The sequence below is a fragment of the Bacillus sp. RC240 genome, from assembly GCF_044907945.1.
Classification (GTDB): Bacteria; Bacillota; Bacilli; order Bacillales; family Bacillaceae_G; genus Bacillus_A; species Bacillus_A mycoides.
The window spans coordinates 220,221-239,405 of the sequence record NZ_JBIYCT010000004.1 but is presented as its reverse complement, the minus strand read 5'-3'; the positions used below and the strand labels follow the sequence as shown (position 1 = coordinate 239,405).

Below are 19,185 nucleotides of genomic sequence, written 5' to 3'. Positions count from 1 at the left end.
CATACACTCCTTATAATTTATTTACTTGCAGTACATTGATTAATTTTTTCAACTGACTGACAAGTAACGTTGCTTCATTTTCAGTACAAACTGCTGTTAATTTCATTTCAGAAACACCACTTGTATCTCTTTCGTTTAAATTTAAAGAAGAAATATAATAACCACGCCGAGCGAAAATTCCGCTTATACGTAATAAGACGCTCGGATCGTTATGAATAACTAATGAAAAAGTATGACTCATTCTTCCCACCTCTTCATAATCATTTCGTTATTCCCTTTGTTTGGCGGAACCATCGGAAAGACGTTCTCACCTTCTTCTACACAAAAGTCAACTACGACAGGACCTTCATGAGAAAATGCTTCTAACATTACCTTTTTCGCCTCAAACGAATTTGTTGCTCTTAGCCCTTTTACACCATAAGCTTCTGCTACTTTCACAAAATCTGGTGACCCAATTCTCGATTCCGACAAACGGTTTTCATAAAACATTTCTTGCCATTGCCTTACCATTCCTAAAAACTTGTTGTTTATGATGAATACTTTGACAGGAATATTATTTTCAGCAATTGTTTGCAGCTCTTGAATGTTCATTTGGAAAGAAGCATCACCAGCAATACAGATGACAAGTTCTTCTTCTTTTGCAAGCTGAGCACCAATTGCTGCTGGAAAACCAAATCCCATCGTCCCTAATCCCCCTGATGTTAGAAAAGTCCGTGGTTTTCTCGCTTTATAAAAGTGAGCAGCCCACATTTGATGCTGTCCTACCTCTGTCGTGACAATCGCTTCACCATTCGTTAATTCACTTACTAAGTTGATAACATGCTGTGGTTTTAACTCAAATTCTTTTTGCTTATATGAAAGTGGATATTCTTCTTGCCATTTCTTCACTTTCTGAAGCCATTCATCCGTTTGTGTATAAATAGACATATGTAACAGCATATGTAGCGCCTTTTTCACATCACCAATAATCGGATGCTCTACAGTTACATTTTTATGGAACTCAGAAGGATCAATATCCATATGTACTTTTTTCGAATGCGGAGAAAAAAGTTCTAATTTTCCTGTTACACGATCATCGAAACGAACACCTAACGCCAGTAATAAGTCACATTCTGTTACTGCCATATTTGCAGCGTACGTTCCATGCATACCGAGCATTCCTAAAAACAACGGATCTCCCGGCGGATATGCACCCAGTCCCATTAAAGTTGAAACGACTGGAATACGATTCTCCCTCGCAAACTTGATGAGTTCTTCAGATCCGCCTGAATGAATGACGCCTCCCCCAATATAAAGGAGTGGGCGTTTTGCTTTTGAAATTGATTTTGCTACCTCTCTCAGTTTCAAACTGTCTGGCAAAGGTTCTGGTTTATATCCTGGAATCTCCACTTCTTCATTAAAGAAACTTGTTACATTTGCATTTTGAACATCTTTTGGAATATCGATTAATACCGGTCCCGGCCGCCCGCTTTCGGCGATGTAAAAAGCTTCTTGCACAGTTCGTGATAAATGATTTACATCACGAACTTGGTAATTATGCTTCGTAACAGGTACTGTAATTCCGACAACATCCGCTTCTTGAAATCCGTCTTTACCAATTAAAGGCGTTGCAACTTGCCCTGTAATGACAACTAAAGGAATCGAATCCATATAAGCATCTGCTAAACCCGTAACTAAATTCGTCGCCCCTGGGCCAGAGGTAGCAAAGACTACCCCAACCTTTCCAGAAGCTCTCGCATATCCTTCCGCTGCATGAATTGCAGCTTGTTCATGACGAGTTAGCACGTGCTTTAAACCACTTTCGTATAACTCATCGTATATTGGTAAAATCGCTCCGCCTGGATAACCGAAAACGGTCGTTACACCTAATTTCTTCAAACATTGAATAACGTGTCCAGCACCTGTAGCTTCTTCACTCTGCAGTTCATCACATGCTGTATACTGTTCCTCCATTTTAATTAACTCCTCTCCTTATTTACGCTAAACTTTCCACCAATCCTGGAACACGTACTCCTCTTTCTCTCGTTAATTTTTTAAATTCTTCGGTTAATCTTTTTGTTACATCTCCTGGTTTTCCATCTCCAATTTCTCTTGAATCTACTTTCACTACAGGAATTAGTTCCGCTGCAGTTCCTGTTAAAAACACTTCATCTGCTACATATACGTCATGGCGAGTAAATGGCCTTTCCTCACACCGAATACTTAGACGCTCACATAACTCAATCACACTATTTCTCGTAATACCTTCTAGAGCCCCTAAGTACGAAGGAGGTGTTAACACTTTTCCATCTTTCACAATGAAAACATTATCTCCAGACCCTTCACAAACATATCCTTGTTGATTTAACATAAGAGCCTCTAGCACTCCCGCTTGTGCCGCTTCAATTTTTACAAGCACGTTATTTAAATAGTTCATTGACTTAATGCGTGGGTCTAATGCGTCTGGCGTATTACGTCTTGATGCAACAGATACAACGCTTAGTCCATTATCATAAAATTCCTGTGGGAATAACTTTAATTGCTCTGCAATAATAATTACGCTCGGTTTCACACAACTTCTCGGATCGAGTCCTAAGTCACCTTTTCCTCTTGAAACAATTAATCGAATGTAGGCATCCGCGTATTCATTTTTTTGCAATGTTTGTAAAACTGCTTCTTCCATTTCGTCAACCGTCATTGGAATTGTAAGTAAAATAGATTTCGCCGATTCATATAATCGTTTCACATGTTCTTTTAAACAAAATACATTTCCTCCGTAACTACGAATCCCTTCAAATACACCGTCCCCGTATAAAAAGCCGTGATCATATACTGAAACAACTGCCTTTTCTTTTTCTACAAATTCCCCATTCATGTAAATGTACTGGTTTCCCATCTCACATCGCTCCTCTTTTTTCTCTCTATTTTTGCAACCTATTTCTATATCGATTGCTGAGATGAGTATTTTAACAGAATATTCAGTATACTAACCTTAAAAATATACTCGGCTCAACAATCGATTACTTACACACTTGTAGCAATCCATTGCTGAGACGAGAGACTCGTGGTACCACTCAGCTTCCTTACACTTCTCACGAAATATAAGCTCTGCAAGTCCAATTAGACTTTTATTTTTCTATCGGAAACAACTCCGCTACTTTTTACTAACTTCAAAAGCAGTGCTCCGAGGTGATTTTCAATGATTCAATTGTTACCACCCTCACAGCCTTTGGGCAGCTCTCTGAAACAATCTTTATCATTTACTCTCCTCTTCCTCGCATTCTTTTATTCTATTTTTTAAAATAAAAACTCTCGCCTCAGCAATCAACTACTACAAATTAGTAGCTTTGATTGCTGAGGCGAGAGTTTCGCGTTACCACTCAGCTTCCTTATACTTCTCACGAAATATAAGCTTCATAGGTCCAATCAGACCTCCGTCCTTTTACCGGAGACGATGCCGCCGCCCTCTACTCAGTTTCCCTTTCGCAAGCGATGCTCCGAGGTGATCTTCAATGATTCGATTGCTACTACTCTCACAGCCTAGGAGTAGCTCTCTGAAACGACCATAATCATCTACTTTCCTCTTCTTTGCATATACAACATATAAAGTTAGAAAATTCTTAATTAACTTTTATTTGTTACACGTATTATAGGACGCGACTCTTTTCATTGTCAACATGTTTTTAGAAAAAAATTAAAATTCATTCTATTCACTAGAAATCTATTTATTTTTTCTCAAAACAAAATCGGAATGAACTTCTTACACATACTCATATATTACTTAAGTATGTTCGCGTTACTACATAAAGAAAAACAACTTAAAAACATATACAATTTATGAGGAGATGAGAAATTTATGTTAAAAGGTAAAATAGCATTAGTTACAGGAGCAAGCCGAGGAATTGGACGTGCTATCGCAAAACGGTTAGCAAACGACGGTGCATTAGTTGCTGTTCATTATGGAAATCGAAAAGAAGATGCTGAAGAAACTGTTCATGAAATTCAATCAAATGGCGGATCAGCTTTTTCTATCGGTGCAAATCTTGAATCTTTACACGGTGTAGACAACCTGTATATTTCTCTAGATAACGAACTACAAAAAAGAACTGGTGGAACACAATTTGATATTTTAATAAACAACGCTGGAATCGGTCCTGGTGCTTTTATTGAAGAAACGACTGAACAATTTTTTGATAGAATGGTTTCAGTAAATGCAAAAGCACCATTCTTTATCATTCAACAAGCACTACCACGTTTACGTGATAATAGCAGAATTATTAATATTTCATCAGCTGCCACCCGCATTTCTTTGCCTGATTTCGTTGCATATAGTATGACGAAAGGTGCAATTAACACGATGACTTTCACGCTTGCAAAACAACTCGGAGCACGAGGAATAACAGTAAATGCTATACTTCCAGGCTTTATTAAAACAGATATGAATGCAGAACTATTGAGCGACCCAATGATGAAACAGTACGCTACTACTATTTCCGCCTTCAATCGCTTAGGTGAAGTAGAAGATATTGCCGATACTGCTGCTTTTCTTGCTTCTCCAGACAGCCGCTGGGTTACTGGACAATTAATTGATGTTAGCGGAGGATCTTGTTTATAAAAAACATATATTTTCAAATCTTTTTTATTGCGCAATAAAACAATTTATATAATACTATATAAAACATATACATTTAGGAGGATTACAGCAATGTCCGAAAAAACATACGAACTCGCAACCTTCGCAGGTGGTTGCTTTTGGTGCATGGTAAAACCATTTGATGAACTTCCTGGTATTCATAAAGTACTTTCTGGCTATGCAGGTGGTCATATAGAAAATCCAACATATGAACAAGTAAAAGCTGGAACATCTGGCCATTTAGAAGTCGTTCAAATTACATTCGATCCTTCTATTTTCCCGTATCAAAAATTACTAGATTTATATTGGCCACAAATCGATCCGACTGATGATGGCGGACAATTTTTTGACCGTGGTCCCTCTTACCGCACAGCAATTTTTTATCATAATGAAACACAAAAAGAGCTTGCAGAAAAATTGAAGCAAACGCTAGCAGAAAGCGGTATGTTTAAAGATCCTATTGTGACTGAAATTCTTCCTGCTGCACCTTTTTATGAAGCAGAAGAGTACCACCAACATTTCTATAAAAAGAATCCAGAGAAATATGCTACTGAGCAAAAAGAATCTGGCCGTGAAGACTTCATAAAAGAAAATTGGCAAAAAAAATAATAAAAATGCATCGTGCTTTTTAAGTACGATGCATTTTTATCTTTGAAAAAAGTACCATACAATTATGAGAACAATCGCTGTTAATGTCCAAAGTACTATCGCGTTTTTTACTCTATTCTTTTTATTAGTCATTTCATCTCCTCCTAATAGCTATTTAAACATATTCAAGATTTCCTTTGTTTAATTGTCCACTTGATGAACGTAAATAAATCCGTACATATTCTTATAACAAGAGTACCAATTATGCCGATTGTAATCCCAACTAATACCATCTGTCCAAAACTAAGAGAGGTCGTGTATGTTATGTAGAGAACGATACATACAATTGAAAAATCTGGTAAAAAAAGCAAAAACTTTTTAAACATTTCTTCACCTCTCCTTATGCTTTATTTGTAAACCATGTCTTCTACTGTAGCTTTGCAATAAAGTTTGTTCAAAAATTCCATTTAGACCCTCATTTTATGGAAAAGAATAAGAACCCCTTTTGAATAGGGATTCTTACTCAGCAGATTTAAGTTTGATTATTTTCTACATATCCTATTCCATAATTACGCCTGAAATAACATAATATTACCAGCGATTTATTAGAAATTAAACATTCTTATTCCCCATCAACAAATATTTAGATTGGCAAAATATTTGGATTGGGCAGTCGGATACCGTGCCAGCTGTGTACATCGCATTGGCCATATTCGTTATCACCTACTGCTACCACCGTTCCGTCAGATGTAAGGCCGACGGTATGTGCACACCCCGCCGCTATCGCTACAATATCGCGCCAATCGCTTACATTACATTGACCATACTCATTTGAACCCATTGCTACTACAGTACCATCCGATTTCAGACCGATTGTATGACTACTCCCTGCCGCTATCGCCACAATATCACGCCAATCGCTTACATCACATTGACCCTGTTTATTATTACCCACAGCTGTCACCATACCGTTTGATTTAAGACCAACTGTATGAAGATATCCCGCCGCTATCACCACAATATCACGCCAGCTACTTACATTACATTGGCCATATCGATTATTACCCACAGTCGTCACCGTTCCTTCCAATTTAAGACCGACTGTATGCCAGTCACCCACCGCGACCGCCACAATATCACGCCAGCTACTTATATTGCATTCTCCTTCTTTATTTCGCCCCACTGCTATTACCGTGCCATCCGGTTTAAGGCCAATGGTACGACGCCATCCCGCCGCAACCGATACAATATTATGCCAGTCGTTTACATTACATTGATCATGATTATTCCAACCCACTGCAACCGCAGTACTGTCACATTTAAGACCGATTGTATGAGCATTACCCGTGTTCGTCGCCATATGAACATTGCCCGCTGCGACTGCTTCAATATCACACCAGCCGCTTACATTGCATTCTCCTTCTTTATTTCGGCCCACTGCTACCACCGTGCCATCCGATTTAAGAGCAACGGTATGACCACGACCCGCCACTATCGTATCTTTAGGCCACCGTTTCACTTTTAACACCTCTTCTTTCGGTGAAATGTAATTCATGTTTTACCTCCTTGCATATAAGTATCTGTATCCAAATAGATGTTTTTATCAAATTTCATTATAAATGACCTGACTTTTTTTATAAATCTACAGCTACAAAAGAAGCCTATTATTACTTCTTCAAAAAATAAAAACCTCCAGTTTAAGTACTAGAGGTCTTCCATTTTATTTCTTTAATCTCTCGATAAAATCCTGTAACTTATCAAGCGATTTCATATTATGATTACAAGCTACACCATCTTTGCAAATATAGTTTCCCTTTCTAACGAAAGTTCCTGGTACATCACCTTTAATTTCAACTAAAAACATTCCTACTTCTTCATGCCCATGACATAATGAACAAATGCTTTTTTTATTTAAACTTTGAAATGTTCCTTGCAGACCAACAAACTTATTTTTATCATTTTTCGCTATAATAAATTTCCTGCTTGATCCTTTGTCAATCCAGCTTAAATAAGATAATTCTTTCATATCCAGTTCTTCCATATCAGGCAGTTTTAATTTTTTTGCTTTAGGGAATAGTTTTTTTAACGTTTGTGCTGTAACTTCCTGAAACGGAATTACATACGGATTTATTTTCATTAAAAACGATTCTGCATCTTCTCTATTTTTAACTGTTAATACCGTATCAATTAACTCTTTCTGTTCATCCGTTAAATTCTCAAATACATGTATTATCTTTTCAATTGCAAGTGATTTTAACGCTTGAATTACTCCTCTATCATTTGCCGTAGCATGTCCATTTGCTAAAATATAAGCTTGTGACTTTATAAAATTATATTGATCACTTCTAATAAAAGCTTCCATATTTATCACTCCATACAAATTGTTGATCTAATTTTATTGTATACAATGATTACGTTTTTTGATATGTAAAAGATAATTTAGAAATGAACATTACATACTCCGATTATGTTCTACCGATTCATTTCCTGACAAAAGAATCCATCATCTGTTTTCCATTCCGCATATAGTACATCCTCAAATTTAGTAATCCCTTTTTGCTCTATTTGTTTATAAAGCCATCCCTCATCAAAACCTGCTTCCCTTAAATTATCCTTCACTACTTTTCCATCACTAATTAATGAAATGGGTAAGTATACAGGCTTATGTTTTAAACTCAAATCATTTATAGTGGGAGTTTCATATTTACTTTTTTTCAGAACACTTATGTTTCCGTTAGGTTCCAAAATCATATACTCAACTTCCCGGATTGAAAAAACATCTTTTTGCTGCCGTAGCATTTGCTGTAATTGGTTTATGTCCAAATGATTTGAACTTAGTTGTTCCCGGTCAATATATCCATTACGGATAATGATTGACGGAGAGCCTTCAAAAAAACTTCTCGTCCCTCTAAATTTTTGCGTTATTACTTCTATTATATAAATTAACACTACCCATACAAGTACTGCATATAAAATAGACCATACTTTTATTTCCGGGTCATATATAGTATTTCCGACCAATTCTCCGAGAACAATAGCAGAAATAAAATCAAAAGGCGTTAGCTGTGATATTTGTGTTTTCCCTAATATTTTTGTAGCAACCAATAGAACAAAAAAACCAAAAATCAATTCTATTGTTATTTGTCCAAGATGATTCATATAGGTTCACCTTTCTGTCATATGAAATATAACGTTTTCATTTCCCATCCACGCCTCCATACTATACAATTACGATTCATTTTTGCTATTATCATCCCATTCATACTAAAAATATCGAATCAAATTTTGTAATGAACCTATAAAAAAAGAGTCTGATTCAAAATAACATATGAATCAGACTCTTTTTTAAAATTTATTTAGAATACACTATCTTTTTAATCGTTTCTCCAGAAAGAAAATATTCTTCTGCTAATTGATGAATTGCAATTCCGCTTTTAAAAGCGTCTTTAATTGCTTTATTTCTTTCATCCAGTTGTTTTCTTCCGCCAGATCGTGTACCCCATTTATAATGTTTCGTTTCTTGTTTTGGAATGTAAATTGTTTCACCTTGTATATACTTTTGAATTTCGGTAATTAAACTTTCTGGTAAAACCGTCGCAGCTTTTACGTATTTCATGTCTGCTCGCCCCTTATTTTTTATGGTTCATTTCAATAAGGTGCAAAGCCAAATATAAAAAATGATACGAGCTCATTTAGGCGATTGTATATTACTTGTCTACCTCACGCAAAGTATCGCCATTTCCATACTTGGCTTTGCATGAGACGTTGCAGTGTCTGGCAATTGAATTATAATCGCCATATAAACACCTCCTAATATACCTTTTGCATTTTATTATATGATAAATTCCTTCCCCTTGCATCCACATCCTTTTCAAAGCAAAAAATTACTTAGTTTGATATAATACTTTTTAATCGAATCAAAAATAAATATGAGGTTGTATTATGAAGAAAAAAATAATCACTACACTAGTTACACTATTTATTATTACCATAGCATTATTCGGAACTTACAAATTAATGAATGCAAGAAGTTTTCAATTATTCGGCGAACTGACAAACCGCATTGAAACAAATGAAAAGATAGTTGCCTTAACTTTTGATGATGGCCCTACTAACAATGTAAAACAAATACTACCACTACTAGATAAGTACAATGCTAAAGCTACTTTCTTTGTTATTGGAAACGAATTAGAAAACAATTTACCATTAGGTGAAGCGATTGTTCAATCTGGGCACCAACTTGGAAACCATACATATTCTCATAATAGAATGGTTTTCAAAACTCCTTCTTTTATTAAAGAAGAAATAGAAAAAACGAACTCGATAATCCGTCAAACAGGATATACAGATAAAATTGATTTTAGGCCACCTAACGGTAAGAAACTAATAGGACTGCCATACTATTTAAATAAAAATAATATCGAAACAATCACATGGGATCTTGAACCTGATACTTTTTATAAATCTACAGCTGATAAAATTGAATATGTTAGTAAAAATGTAAAACCAGGTTCTATCATTTTATTACACTCTATGTATGATGAGTCTAATGAAAATTTACAGACCATTGAAGGTATTTTAGACTCTTTATCTAAGAAGGGCTATCAGTTCGTAACAGTAAACGAATTACAAAAAAGAGCAAAATAAAAAGGTAGCGTATCATAGAACGATACGCTACCTTTCTTTTTATATAATTCCAAGTACATTTAAGAATACGATAACAATCGCAATTGGTGCAATATAGCGAAGTAAGAATAACCATAATACGAATAGTTTATAGCCTTTATTTTCACTTACACCAAGCTCTTTCATTAATACATCTTTCTTCATTTTCAACGGAACAAAGATGGAAACTAATAAAACACCAAGCGGCATTAGTATGTTACTAACCGCATAGTCTGCTAAATCAAAAATTGTTTTTCCAAATGGCTTCACATCGCTTAACAAACCGAATGATAATGCTGATGGAACCCCAACAACAAAGATTAACAACCCAACAATTAAAGCCATTTTTTCACGTTTCCCTTTGCTTTTACCTTTTGTTGTTAAGGACGCAACGCTAATTTCTAACATCGAAATTGCTGATGTAACAGTAGCAAAGAAGAATAGTAATAAGAAAACGATGAAGAATAATTTTCCGAACGCCATTTTACTGAAAATAGCTGGCAATACGATAAATAATAGTCCTGGTCCTTGAGATGGTTCCATTCCAAATGCGAACACAACTGGGAAAATTGCAAGCCCTGCAAGTAATGTAATAACAAGCGTTAAAGCTACGATAGAAAATGCTGAACGCGGTAAACTTTCTTCTTTCGGTAAGTATGAGCTATACGTTACCATAACGGCTACACCGACGGATAGCGAGAAGAACGATTGCCCCATTGCATATAAAATGATTTCTGATGTTACGTTTGAGAAATCAGGTTGTAAGAAGAATCGAATTCCTTCTCCAGCACCGTCTAACGTAAGTGCACGAACAATTAATACAAAGAATAAAACGAATAGTGCTGGCATGAAATATTTATTTACTTTTTCAACACCATTTTGTACACCTTTACTTACGATAAAAATAGTAATAAGGATGAATAATAGCTGTGATCCAACTGCTAAATACGGATTGGAAATGATTTCACCAAACGTAGCTTCGTATGCTCCATTTCCTTCCCATAATCTACCTGTAATTGCATTCCATAAGTATAATAAAATCCAACCCCCTACAACACTGTAGAAAGAAAGTAATATGAAACATGTTACAATCCCTAATTTACCTAACCACGGCCATAACGTTTTAGGAGCAATCTCTCTATACGCATCAACAGCCTCTTTTTGTGTACTTCTTCCAATAACGAATTCAGCTAATAATAGCGGTAAACCAATTAATAATGTGAAACCGATGAAAATAAGGAAGAATGCTCCGCCTCCTCCGATGCCGGCCATATACGGGAATTTCCAAATCGCCCCAAGACCAATTGCTGAACCTGCTGCAGCTAATACGAAACCTAATTTCGATGTCCATTGCTGTGAATTCATCTTTTTATCTCCTCTCTTTTTCTTTTTCTTTTTCTTTTTCTTTTTCTTTTTCTTTTTCTTTTTCTTTTTCTTTTTCTTTTTCTTTTCATTATAATTCGCTCTATGTTCATATTGTTCTATTACTAGCCCGTTCTAATCCAACCACTTCCTCTCAAATAAAAAACGCCCCTACGTAAATACGTAGGGACGACAAAAATATCGCGGTACCACCCTAGTTATGAAGATACAACAAAGTTAGGACCTAAATAAAAAACGTCCCTACGCAAATACGTAGGGACGATAAAATATCGCGGTACCACCCTAGTTATGAAGACACAACAAAGTTAAGACCTAAATAAAAAACGTCCCTACGTAAATACGTAGGGACGATAAATATCGCGGTACCACCCTAGTTGTGAAACAATCTTCACCACTTTATTTGATAACGGTATAAACTACCGTCTTTCATTTCCTCATAATGTGAGATTTATGAAAGATGCTCCAGGACGAACTTCATGAATAATCTATATACTGATTCACACCAACCATCAGCTCTCTGAAATAGGGAGATTTTCACTACTATACCCTTTCATTGCCCAAATATTATTTTCCGAATTGATTACTATCATTTTTATCATACATTAAAAATAGTGTCAACTTATATTTTGAAATTTTATGCATTACATTCTATTTAAAAATTCAAAATATGACTTTTTTATGAATAGTATTAGAACATTTATGGTTTATACTGTATTAACTTCTCTAGCAGGTTTATAGTAGTATACGATAAAGTGAAACTTTAATCAGTGGGGGTTTTGTTCATCCCTCACTGATTATTAGTTGAACCAATCGGGCGTTTACGGGCAGTTGATCTCCCACCTAACTTCTTTGCTCCAGTCGCATTTTGAGGTGGGAGTCTTACTGCCCGCAAATAGCGGGATAAATGCAAGACAGCACGAGTAGGAGGAAAGAATTTTGTCTACTTCAAAAGTTTTAAAAGGTACCGCTTTATTAAGTGGTGCAACAATGATTTCACGAATTTTAGGTTTTATATACTTTTTCCCCTTTCAATTATTAGTTGGAACGCAAGGGGTCGCTTTATATGGATACGCATACTCTTGGTACGGTATTTTATTAAGCTTTTCAACAGCTGGTATTCCTATTGCCGTCTCAAAATTTGTTGCAAAACATAATGCACTTGGTGATTATAGTACAAGTAAAAAATTGTATAACTCGAGCGTAAAATTAATGATGTTTATGGGCTTTTTAGGATTTTTAACTTTATTTATTGGAGCACCGTACATATCACAATTTATTATTCGCTCGAAAACACCAGATCCACAATTTATCGCAGACGTAACACTTACGATGCGAGCATTAAGCTTCGCGCTTATTATCGTACCAGCTATGAGTGTTACACGTGGTTATTTCCAAGGTTTTCAACATATGAAACCAAGTGCTGTTTCTCAAGTCGTAGAACAAATCGCACGTGTCGTTTTCATTTTAGTTGGTAGTTTTATCGTCTCAAAACTATTAGGAGGTTCAGTAGCTTCTTCTGTTGCAGTTGCTACATTTGGTGCTGTTATCGGGGCACTTGCAAGCGTCTCTATTTTAATGATGTACTGGAAAAAATATAATGGATTAAAACCTCCTGAGGGTGAGCTGAAAACGAGATCATCAAACATTCCGTTAAGAAGTATTTATATGGAGTTACTACGTTATGCAATTCCAATTGTATTTGTAGGCATTGCAATCCCGCTCTATACGTTAGTAGATCAATATACCGTAGCTGATGTCCTTAGAGCGATGGGAGAACCTTTAGAAACCGCGAATGCAGTTTTCGCTTATATAACGAACTATGCCCAAAAGTTAATTATGATTCCGGCTTCACTTGCAACTGGATTCTCATTAACAATTATTCCGGCTATAACGAAATCATTTACAAGCGGGAAGCTAGATGAATTACAAGGACAAATTTCAAAGATATTTCAAGTGTTGTTATTCTTCACTATCCCAGCCGCATTCGGTCTTGCTAGTATCGCTTACGATGCATTCCGCATGGTTTATGTAAATCCTGAAATTGCACTTAGTGGATCACAATATTTAATTTCATTTGCACCTTCTGCTGTATTAAGTGCGATTTTCACAGTTTCAGCTGCTATATTACAAGGAATTGATTATCAAAGAAAAACAATGATTGCATTCTCAGTCGGTATTCTCGTTAAAATTGTGGTGAACACACCGCTCTTACATTTATTCGGTGGACATGGTGCTGTGCTTGGAACAATTCTTGGCTATCTCGTTTCAAATATTATTATGTTGTACTGCATCGTTAAGTTTGCGAAATTTAAAATTGGCGAAACAGCAAAAACAGTATTTCTTATTACGCTTTATTCCGCGGCAATGTCTGCTGTTGTAATCGCATTAAGAGCATTTATAAGTTGGATTATTCCTGGCCAATCTTATATAGAATCATTGATTATTGTGTTTATATGCGCCTCAGCAGGAGGACTTGTTTATCTTTTATTCGTACTAACGAGTGGACTTGCTTCGCATATTCTCGGTGATCGTATTCAACGTTTACCTGTATTAGGAAAGTTAGTAAAATAAAAAAACAAGAGATGTAACGCGTTGTTACATCTCTTGTTTTTTTACTTCGCATATTGAATGCGCTTTTGTTGTTCAGCAATATTTAATTCTGGAGCATATTGTTCTACTAAATGTAATACCTCTTCGATCAACACTTCTAACTCCTGTACACTATACTCCGGTTTCCCTATTAACGTATTCGCCATACGCTCATATAGATTTTCAGGTTTGATATTCATACGCTCTACATTATAAGCCATCCATTTAAATGCAGGATGATGTACATACAGTTTATTCAAACCAAATAAAACACCGAATAAATCTCTTTGTACTTCACAAATAACATCGTAAAGCATAAGCCAATCCTTTCGTGTTAAAAGAGCCTCTCGATTATGCCAACGATTGCTTAACCAAAGATTTTCTGAAATCATCCTTTTCGCCAATTCTTCTGGATATACTTCAATCCTATCTTTTAGAGCATGTACTTTTACTTCTCCATACAAACTTACACCATCATGAACCGATGATACAATACATTGTTTCTCATAATTTGTATCATACTGCTCTATAACTTCTGAAATAATTTTTTCTACTGTTAATGTTAAAAAGTTACTAATCTCTAGTTTAATTCCTTCTTTCGTCAAATACGTTTCCGACCATTCTTCGTCCTCGTAAGGATGATATGACAAAATCGTTCCACCAATATTATTAATTGGACCTAGACGCTCTTCATCCTCTGGTGGTTCTGACCATAAAATATGTAATTCAATATCTGAATGTTCATCTTCTAACTTTCTCGCTACAGATCCTGCTAAAATAATAGCTTCGACTTTCTTGTTTTGCCTATAAATCTCCGACATCTCTACCGCTTTCTCTTTTAATCCCATTGCATTTCCCCCTAAAACTGCAGTACTCCCCTTACTTTTCATTTATCTATTTCGATATTAAACATTACATTACCTTTTCAAATTCCTACTAAATCATATTTCTACCCAATAACGCTGAACAATTTCGCCAGAATTAGAAGAAACTACTTCATTTTCTAGCACACCGCCAACCTTTTGTATTGTTTTAGCAGAACCAATATTTTCTTTATCACAAGTTATTAACACTTTCTTCAACCCTAATTTTTGCGCCTCAGCCAATGAAAGTTGCAGTTGCTTCGTAGCGTAACCTTGGCGACGTTTATTCGGATGGACACTATAACCGATATGACCGCTTTCCAGTAATAATTCTGGATTTAATCGATGTCTAATATTCACAAAACCTATAAGTTCTCCTTTTTCAACACTTAAAAACTGACTAGACGGCACTCGATTAGATGGTAAGTTTTCTCCTACTTCTTGTATACTCACTTTTGCAAACCATTCATCGAGAGAATCAAAATTTTGTAGAGAACTGCTGCCGTGTGGTTGTTCTCCTGATTGTAAAAACGCATGTCTATATGCCATAATTTCCCCACTATATTCATGTATTGGTTTTAATAGTTTCATTGTCATTCTCCCCTCTTAATAACCTAAAACAAACACCTTAATAGCTCTATTTCGCTATTAAGGTGTTTCTATCAATTTCATTCAAATAATCCCATACTCAAATAACGCTCACCTGTATCAGGTGCAATACATAAAACTTTTTTACCAGCGCCTAATCGTTTCGCTATCATAATTGCTGCGTAAACAGAAGCTCCTGAAGATGGCCCTACTAATAAGCCTTCTTGTCTTGCTAAATTTCTCATTGTAGTTAATGCTTCTTCATCCGCAATTTGAATAATTTCGTTATACACTTCTGTATTTAAGTTTTTTGGAATAAAACCAGGACTTGTTCCTACTAGTTTATGAGGGCCTGGAACACCGCCAGATAACACTGGTGATCCTTTCGGTTCTACTACTGCAATATATAAGTTTGGTAGTTTCTCTTTTAATGTTTCACCGGTCCCTGTAATTGTTCCACCCGTTCCCGCCGTTGCTACAAATGCATCAAGCTCTCCATCCATTTGTTCATAAATTTCAAGTGCAGTCGTATAACGATGTATATTCGGATTTGCTGGATTTTCAAATTGCTGCGGAATAAAACTATTTGGAATTTCTTTTTGTAACACTACCGCCTTCGCAATTGCCCCTGGCATTCTTTGTTCAGCTGGTGTTAAAACTACTTCTGCGCCGTATGCTTTCAATAAATTAATACGCTCTTTGGACATATTATCTGGCATAATTAAAATCGCTTTATATCCTTTAGCAGCTGCATTCATCGCTAAGCCAATTCCTGTATTCCCACTTGTCGGTTCAATAATTGTATCACCAGGTTTTATAAGTCCCTTTTCCTCAGCGGCATGAAGTAAATTATAGGCTGCACGATCTTTCACACTGCGTGACGGATTAAACATTTCCAGTTTTACATACACATCAGCTGCGTCCTCTGGAATAAATTTAGATAATCGGACGACAGGTGTATCTCCTATTAATTCTGTAACGTTTTCACATAATTTCATAGCGCATCCCCTATTCTATCGTTTTCTTATCATTCGGCAGTAACCATGAAGTAAGTCCAATTAATGGTAAACAACTACATAATAGCATAATAAATTGAAGGCTATACATATCAGCTAATTTTCCAAGGACTACAGCACCTAATGCTCCAAGACCAAACGCAAGGCCAACAATTAACCCTGATACCATCCCTACTTTTCCAGGAACAAGCTCTTGTGCATATACAACAATTACACTAAAACTACTAGAACTAATAAAACCAATACATAAAAATAATGGTACAACCCACACGAGCGAAACGTGAGGTAGTAAAAGTGCAAGCGGCGCTGAACCGAGCATTGAAAATACAATTATCTTTTTCTTACCGAATTTATCTGCTAACGGACCACCAAAGAAAGTACCTAATACACCAGCAATCATAAATGCGAATACGAAATACTGGGCATTTTTTATAGATAAACCGTAATGCTCAATTAAGTAAAATTGATAAAAATTCCCGATACCAGCACCGTACCAAGAACGTACAAATGTTAGAAAAACAAGAAGTATAATAACAAATTTAATATGTGTACTTACAATTGCATTTTCCGCCTCAAGTGCAGCCCTCTTTTTCCTTCTTACAGCACCATTGGCTAATTCATTTTTATACCAATTTGATACAAAAATTAGTAATACAATTCCTACTGCTGCAAAGGCTGTAAAACCTAAAGAACCAATTTGACCGAGCGGAACGAAAATTAATGCTGTAAAAATAGGTGCTAGAGAATTCCCTGTGTTTCCTCCCACTTGATAAATCGCTTGTGCTAAACCACGTTTGGCACCTGCCGCCATATAAGCAACGCGGGCACCTTCTGGATGAAAGACTGCGGAACCTAATCCAATAAATAAAACAGAAATAATAACAATAATAAAATTCGGGGCAAACGCGAGCCCTATCATCCCAAGCATGCTCGAAAACATACCGAGTGGTAATAAAAATGGTGACGGCTTCTTATCTGAATACATACCAAAAACCGGTTGCATAATCGATGACGTCATATTTAACGCGAACGCTATCCACCCTACTTGCATGTAGGATAAATTCATCGTTTTTTCCAAAATAGGAAACAACGCCGGTACAACTGCTTGCATCGAATCATTCAAAAAATGTCCGAAACTAATCGCAAATAATATTCGATATATCGTTGGTGTTTCCACTGCACTTTTTTGTGAAACTGCCGGCATATACGAATCTCTCCTTCCCGTACAAAATATATATTTATTACAGTAAGTGTAATAAATTCTGAGTTTTGAAACATTTCTATTCTATACTGGTTTCATTTCTTTTTCCAGAAATATCACTTCATAAATATTAAATTTTCCCTATCTGTTTTATCAGATTTATTTATATGAACTCTCTGTACTTTTTTTCATGCTAAGTTAGGACGACGGGAAGGCTTGCAATTATGAAGAAAAAGACGACCCTAAAACATATTAGGATCGCCCTTTTTATTAAATAGCAAAACGCTTATACTTCTCATAATCACTCGTCTTACATTCTAGTGCAATTTTCGTACCTTCGTTTTCATAACTCGTAGATAAAACGTGCGCATGATTGTTGAAATACGAAACTACCTGTCCTTGATCATATGGAATTAACATTTCACACTTCGTATACTCTTTATAAATGTGTGAGCGAACTAATTCTATAAGCTCTTCAATTCCAACATGTTTCTTCGCAGATAGATACACGCGATCTTCTTGCACTTTCGGAATTTCAACATCTACCATATCTGATTTGTTGTATGCATAAATCGTCGGGATATTTTCCACGCCAATTTTCTTCAACGTTTCATTTGTAATATCAATTAATTGCTCATAATTAGGATTTGAGTAATCTACGACGTGAATGAGTAAATCTGCTTCCGCCACTTCCTCTAGCGTTGAACGGAATGCTTTCACAAGATGATGTGGTAATTTACTTACAAATCCAACAGTATCCGTTAATAAAAATGATTTATTATCCGGCAAATCAATATTTCGTACAGATGTCTCTAATGTCGCAAATAACATATCTTTTTCAAATACTTGTTTTTCTACAGTACCATTAAAAATTTCAAGCATTGTATTCATTATTGTTGATTTACCTGCATTCGTATATCCTACTAATGACACAACTGGCATTTCATTTTTCTTACGTTGTTTACGCTGCGTTTGACGCTGTGCAACAAGTGCCTCTAATTCTTTATTTAGAGCTGCAATTTGTTCTTCAATTTTACGACGGTCTAATTCCAACTTCTTCTCACCGACACCTTTATTTTTCGTGCCAACTCCCCCGCTCTGTCTTCCTAACGATTCACGAAGACCGATTAAACGAGGCATCATGTACTGAAGATGGGCCACTTCTACTTGCAACTGCGCTTCTTTCGTTTTCGCACGTTGCGCAAAAATATCCAAAATTAAAATGGTACGATCAATTACTTTACAATCTAAATCCTCTTCTAAATTTCGAATTTGTGAAGGAGACAATTCATCATTAAAGATAACCATATTCGCATCGGCTTCTTTCACATACGCTGCTACTTCTTCAATCTTCCCTTTTCCAATATAATGCGACGGATTTACTCGTTGTAAATTTTGCGTCACTTGACCGATTACTTCCACATCACAAGCTTCCGTAAGATTGGCTAACTCTTCCATCGAATATACAAAATCAGCTTCATTACCTAAATTTACTCCAACTAATATTGCTCTTTGTAATAATTCTTCCATATATTTATTCCTCCATTTCGATTACGCAAAATAAAAAACACAGGTCACTGCCTGTGTTTTCGTAAACGGATAAGGGTTCACCAAAGAAATAGAAGAAAGCAGTGCTTTCATTCTATAACATGGTCAAAAAGTCCCAAGATAGTATACGTA

General features: G+C 35.9%; 18 protein-coding genes and 3 other annotated features. Of the genes, 4 read left to right on the top strand and 14 right to left on the bottom strand.

Annotated elements, in window-relative coordinates; genetic code table 11:
- Positions 1-10: 10 nt before the first annotated feature.
- From ABH955_RS16325 to ilvE, 3 genes are read right to left on the bottom strand one after another with little or no spacing between them, the layout of a single operon-like run.
- On the bottom strand, positions 11-241 hold the full coding sequence (locus ABH955_RS16325; protein WP_044440462.1) for an ACT domain-containing protein: 231 nt from the start codon (positions 239-241) through the stop codon (positions 11-13).
- On the bottom strand, positions 238-1,953 hold the full coding sequence (gene ilvB, locus ABH955_RS16320; RefSeq protein ID WP_404491368.1) for an acetolactate synthase large subunit: 1,716 nt from the start codon (positions 1,951-1,953) through the stop codon (positions 238-240). Before ilvB ends, ABH955_RS16325 begins: the two co-directional genes overlap by 4 nt.
- 22 nt (positions 1,954-1,975) lie before the next feature.
- Positions 1,976-2,875 (bottom strand): branched-chain-amino-acid transaminase, encoded by a 900-nt coding sequence (gene ilvE / locus ABH955_RS16315; protein ID WP_404456299.1) that lies wholly within the window; start codon positions 2,873-2,875, stop codon positions 1,976-1,978.
- Between the two features lie 150 nt (positions 2,876-3,025).
- Positions 3,026-3,264, bottom strand: a binding site (T-box leader).
- A gap of 67 nt (positions 3,265-3,331) precedes the next feature.
- Positions 3,332-3,577: a binding site (T-box leader), on the bottom strand.
- Between the two features lie 258 nt (positions 3,578-3,835).
- Between ilvE and ABH955_RS16310 the strand changes: the two genes are divergently transcribed.
- Together ABH955_RS16310 and msrA are read left to right on the top strand one after the other, a co-directional pair.
- Positions 3,836-4,594: an SDR family oxidoreductase gene (locus ABH955_RS16310; RefSeq protein WP_000911713.1), complete on the top strand. Its 759-nt coding sequence runs from the start codon at positions 3,836-3,838 to the stop codon at positions 4,592-4,594.
- A 90-nt stretch (positions 4,595-4,684) separates the two neighbouring features.
- Positions 4,685-5,221: a peptide-methionine (S)-S-oxide reductase MsrA gene (gene msrA, locus ABH955_RS16305; protein ID WP_404491366.1), complete on the top strand. Its 537-nt coding sequence runs from the start codon at positions 4,685-4,687 to the stop codon at positions 5,219-5,221.
- A 164-nt stretch (positions 5,222-5,385) separates the two neighbouring features.
- On the opposite strand, the gene ABH955_RS16300 is transcribed toward msrA, so the two are convergent.
- The 5 genes from ABH955_RS16300 to ABH955_RS16280 all read right to left on the bottom strand — a co-directional run bounded on the left by ABH955_RS16300 (position 5,386) and on the right by ABH955_RS16280 (position 8,816).
- On the bottom strand, positions 5,386-5,586 hold the full coding sequence (locus ABH955_RS16300; protein ID WP_404456295.1) for a hypothetical protein: 201 nt from the start codon (positions 5,584-5,586) through the stop codon (positions 5,386-5,388).
- Positions 5,587-5,843: 257 nt separating this feature from the next.
- Positions 5,844-6,755, bottom strand: coding sequence for an RCC1 domain-containing protein (locus ABH955_RS16295; protein ID WP_404491364.1), 912 nt, complete (start codon positions 6,753-6,755; stop codon positions 5,844-5,846).
- Positions 6,756-6,920: 165 nt separating this feature from the next.
- Positions 6,921-7,562 (bottom strand): FusB/FusC family EF-G-binding protein, encoded by a 642-nt coding sequence (locus ABH955_RS16290; protein WP_377866098.1) that lies wholly within the window; start codon positions 7,560-7,562, stop codon positions 6,921-6,923.
- Positions 7,563-7,672: 110 nt separating this feature from the next.
- Positions 7,673-8,359 carry a DUF421 domain-containing protein gene (locus ABH955_RS16285; RefSeq protein WP_377866099.1) on the bottom strand — a complete coding sequence of 229 codons (687 nt, stop codon included), beginning with the start codon at positions 8,357-8,359 and terminating at the stop codon, positions 7,673-7,675.
- Between the two features lie 193 nt (positions 8,360-8,552).
- Positions 8,553-8,816, bottom strand: a complete 264-nt coding sequence (locus ABH955_RS16280; RefSeq protein ID WP_377866100.1) for a CD3324 family protein — start codon at positions 8,814-8,816, stop codon at positions 8,553-8,555.
- 326 nt (positions 8,817-9,142) lie between these two features.
- Here ABH955_RS16280 and ABH955_RS16275 point away from each other — a divergent pair, with 326 nt between their 5' ends.
- A complete protein-coding gene (locus tag ABH955_RS16275; RefSeq protein WP_404456289.1) occupies positions 9,143-9,847 on the top strand; it encodes a polysaccharide deacetylase family protein in 705 nt (234 codons plus the stop codon).
- Between the two features lie 39 nt (positions 9,848-9,886).
- On the opposite strand, the gene ABH955_RS16270 is transcribed toward ABH955_RS16275, so the two are convergent.
- Positions 9,887-11,230, bottom strand: coding sequence for a sodium-dependent transporter (locus ABH955_RS16270; protein ID WP_404456287.1), 1,344 nt, complete (start codon positions 11,228-11,230; stop codon positions 9,887-9,889).
- 358 nt (positions 11,231-11,588) lie between these two features.
- Positions 11,589-11,811: a binding site (T-box leader), on the bottom strand.
- Positions 11,812-12,184: 373 nt separating this feature from the next.
- Between ABH955_RS16270 and ABH955_RS16265 the strand changes: the two genes are divergently transcribed.
- On the top strand, positions 12,185-13,819 hold the full coding sequence (locus ABH955_RS16265; RefSeq protein ID WP_404456284.1) for a putative polysaccharide biosynthesis protein: 1,635 nt from the start codon (positions 12,185-12,187) through the stop codon (positions 13,817-13,819).
- A 41-nt stretch (positions 13,820-13,860) separates the two neighbouring features.
- Here the strand turns inward: ABH955_RS16265 and ABH955_RS16260 are convergent, their stop codons facing one another.
- The 5 genes from ABH955_RS16260 to hflX all read right to left on the bottom strand — a co-directional run bounded on the left by ABH955_RS16260 (position 13,861) and on the right by hflX (position 19,035).
- Entirely contained in the window at positions 13,861-14,685 is an 825-nt protein-coding gene (locus ABH955_RS16260; RefSeq protein ID WP_404444467.1) for a DUF4037 domain-containing protein, read from the bottom strand.
- A gap of 93 nt (positions 14,686-14,778) precedes the next feature.
- The gene (locus ABH955_RS16255) at positions 14,779-15,291 is read right to left on the bottom strand and encodes a GNAT family N-acetyltransferase (RefSeq protein ID WP_404456281.1); all 513 of its coding nucleotides are present in this window, start codon (positions 15,289-15,291) and stop codon (positions 14,779-14,781) included.
- A gap of 77 nt (positions 15,292-15,368) precedes the next feature.
- Positions 15,369-16,286 (bottom strand): cysteine synthase A, encoded by a 918-nt coding sequence (gene cysK / locus ABH955_RS16250; protein ID WP_404456278.1) that lies wholly within the window; start codon positions 16,284-16,286, stop codon positions 15,369-15,371.
- Between the two features lie 10 nt (positions 16,287-16,296).
- Entirely contained in the window at positions 16,297-17,508 is a 1,212-nt protein-coding gene (locus ABH955_RS16245; RefSeq protein ID WP_404491362.1) for an MFS transporter, read from the bottom strand.
- Positions 17,509-17,775: 267 nt separating this feature from the next.
- Positions 17,776-19,035, bottom strand: coding sequence for a GTPase HflX (gene hflX / locus ABH955_RS16240; RefSeq protein ID WP_404456272.1), 1,260 nt, complete (start codon positions 19,033-19,035; stop codon positions 17,776-17,778).
- Positions 19,036-19,185 lie beyond the last annotated feature (150 nt).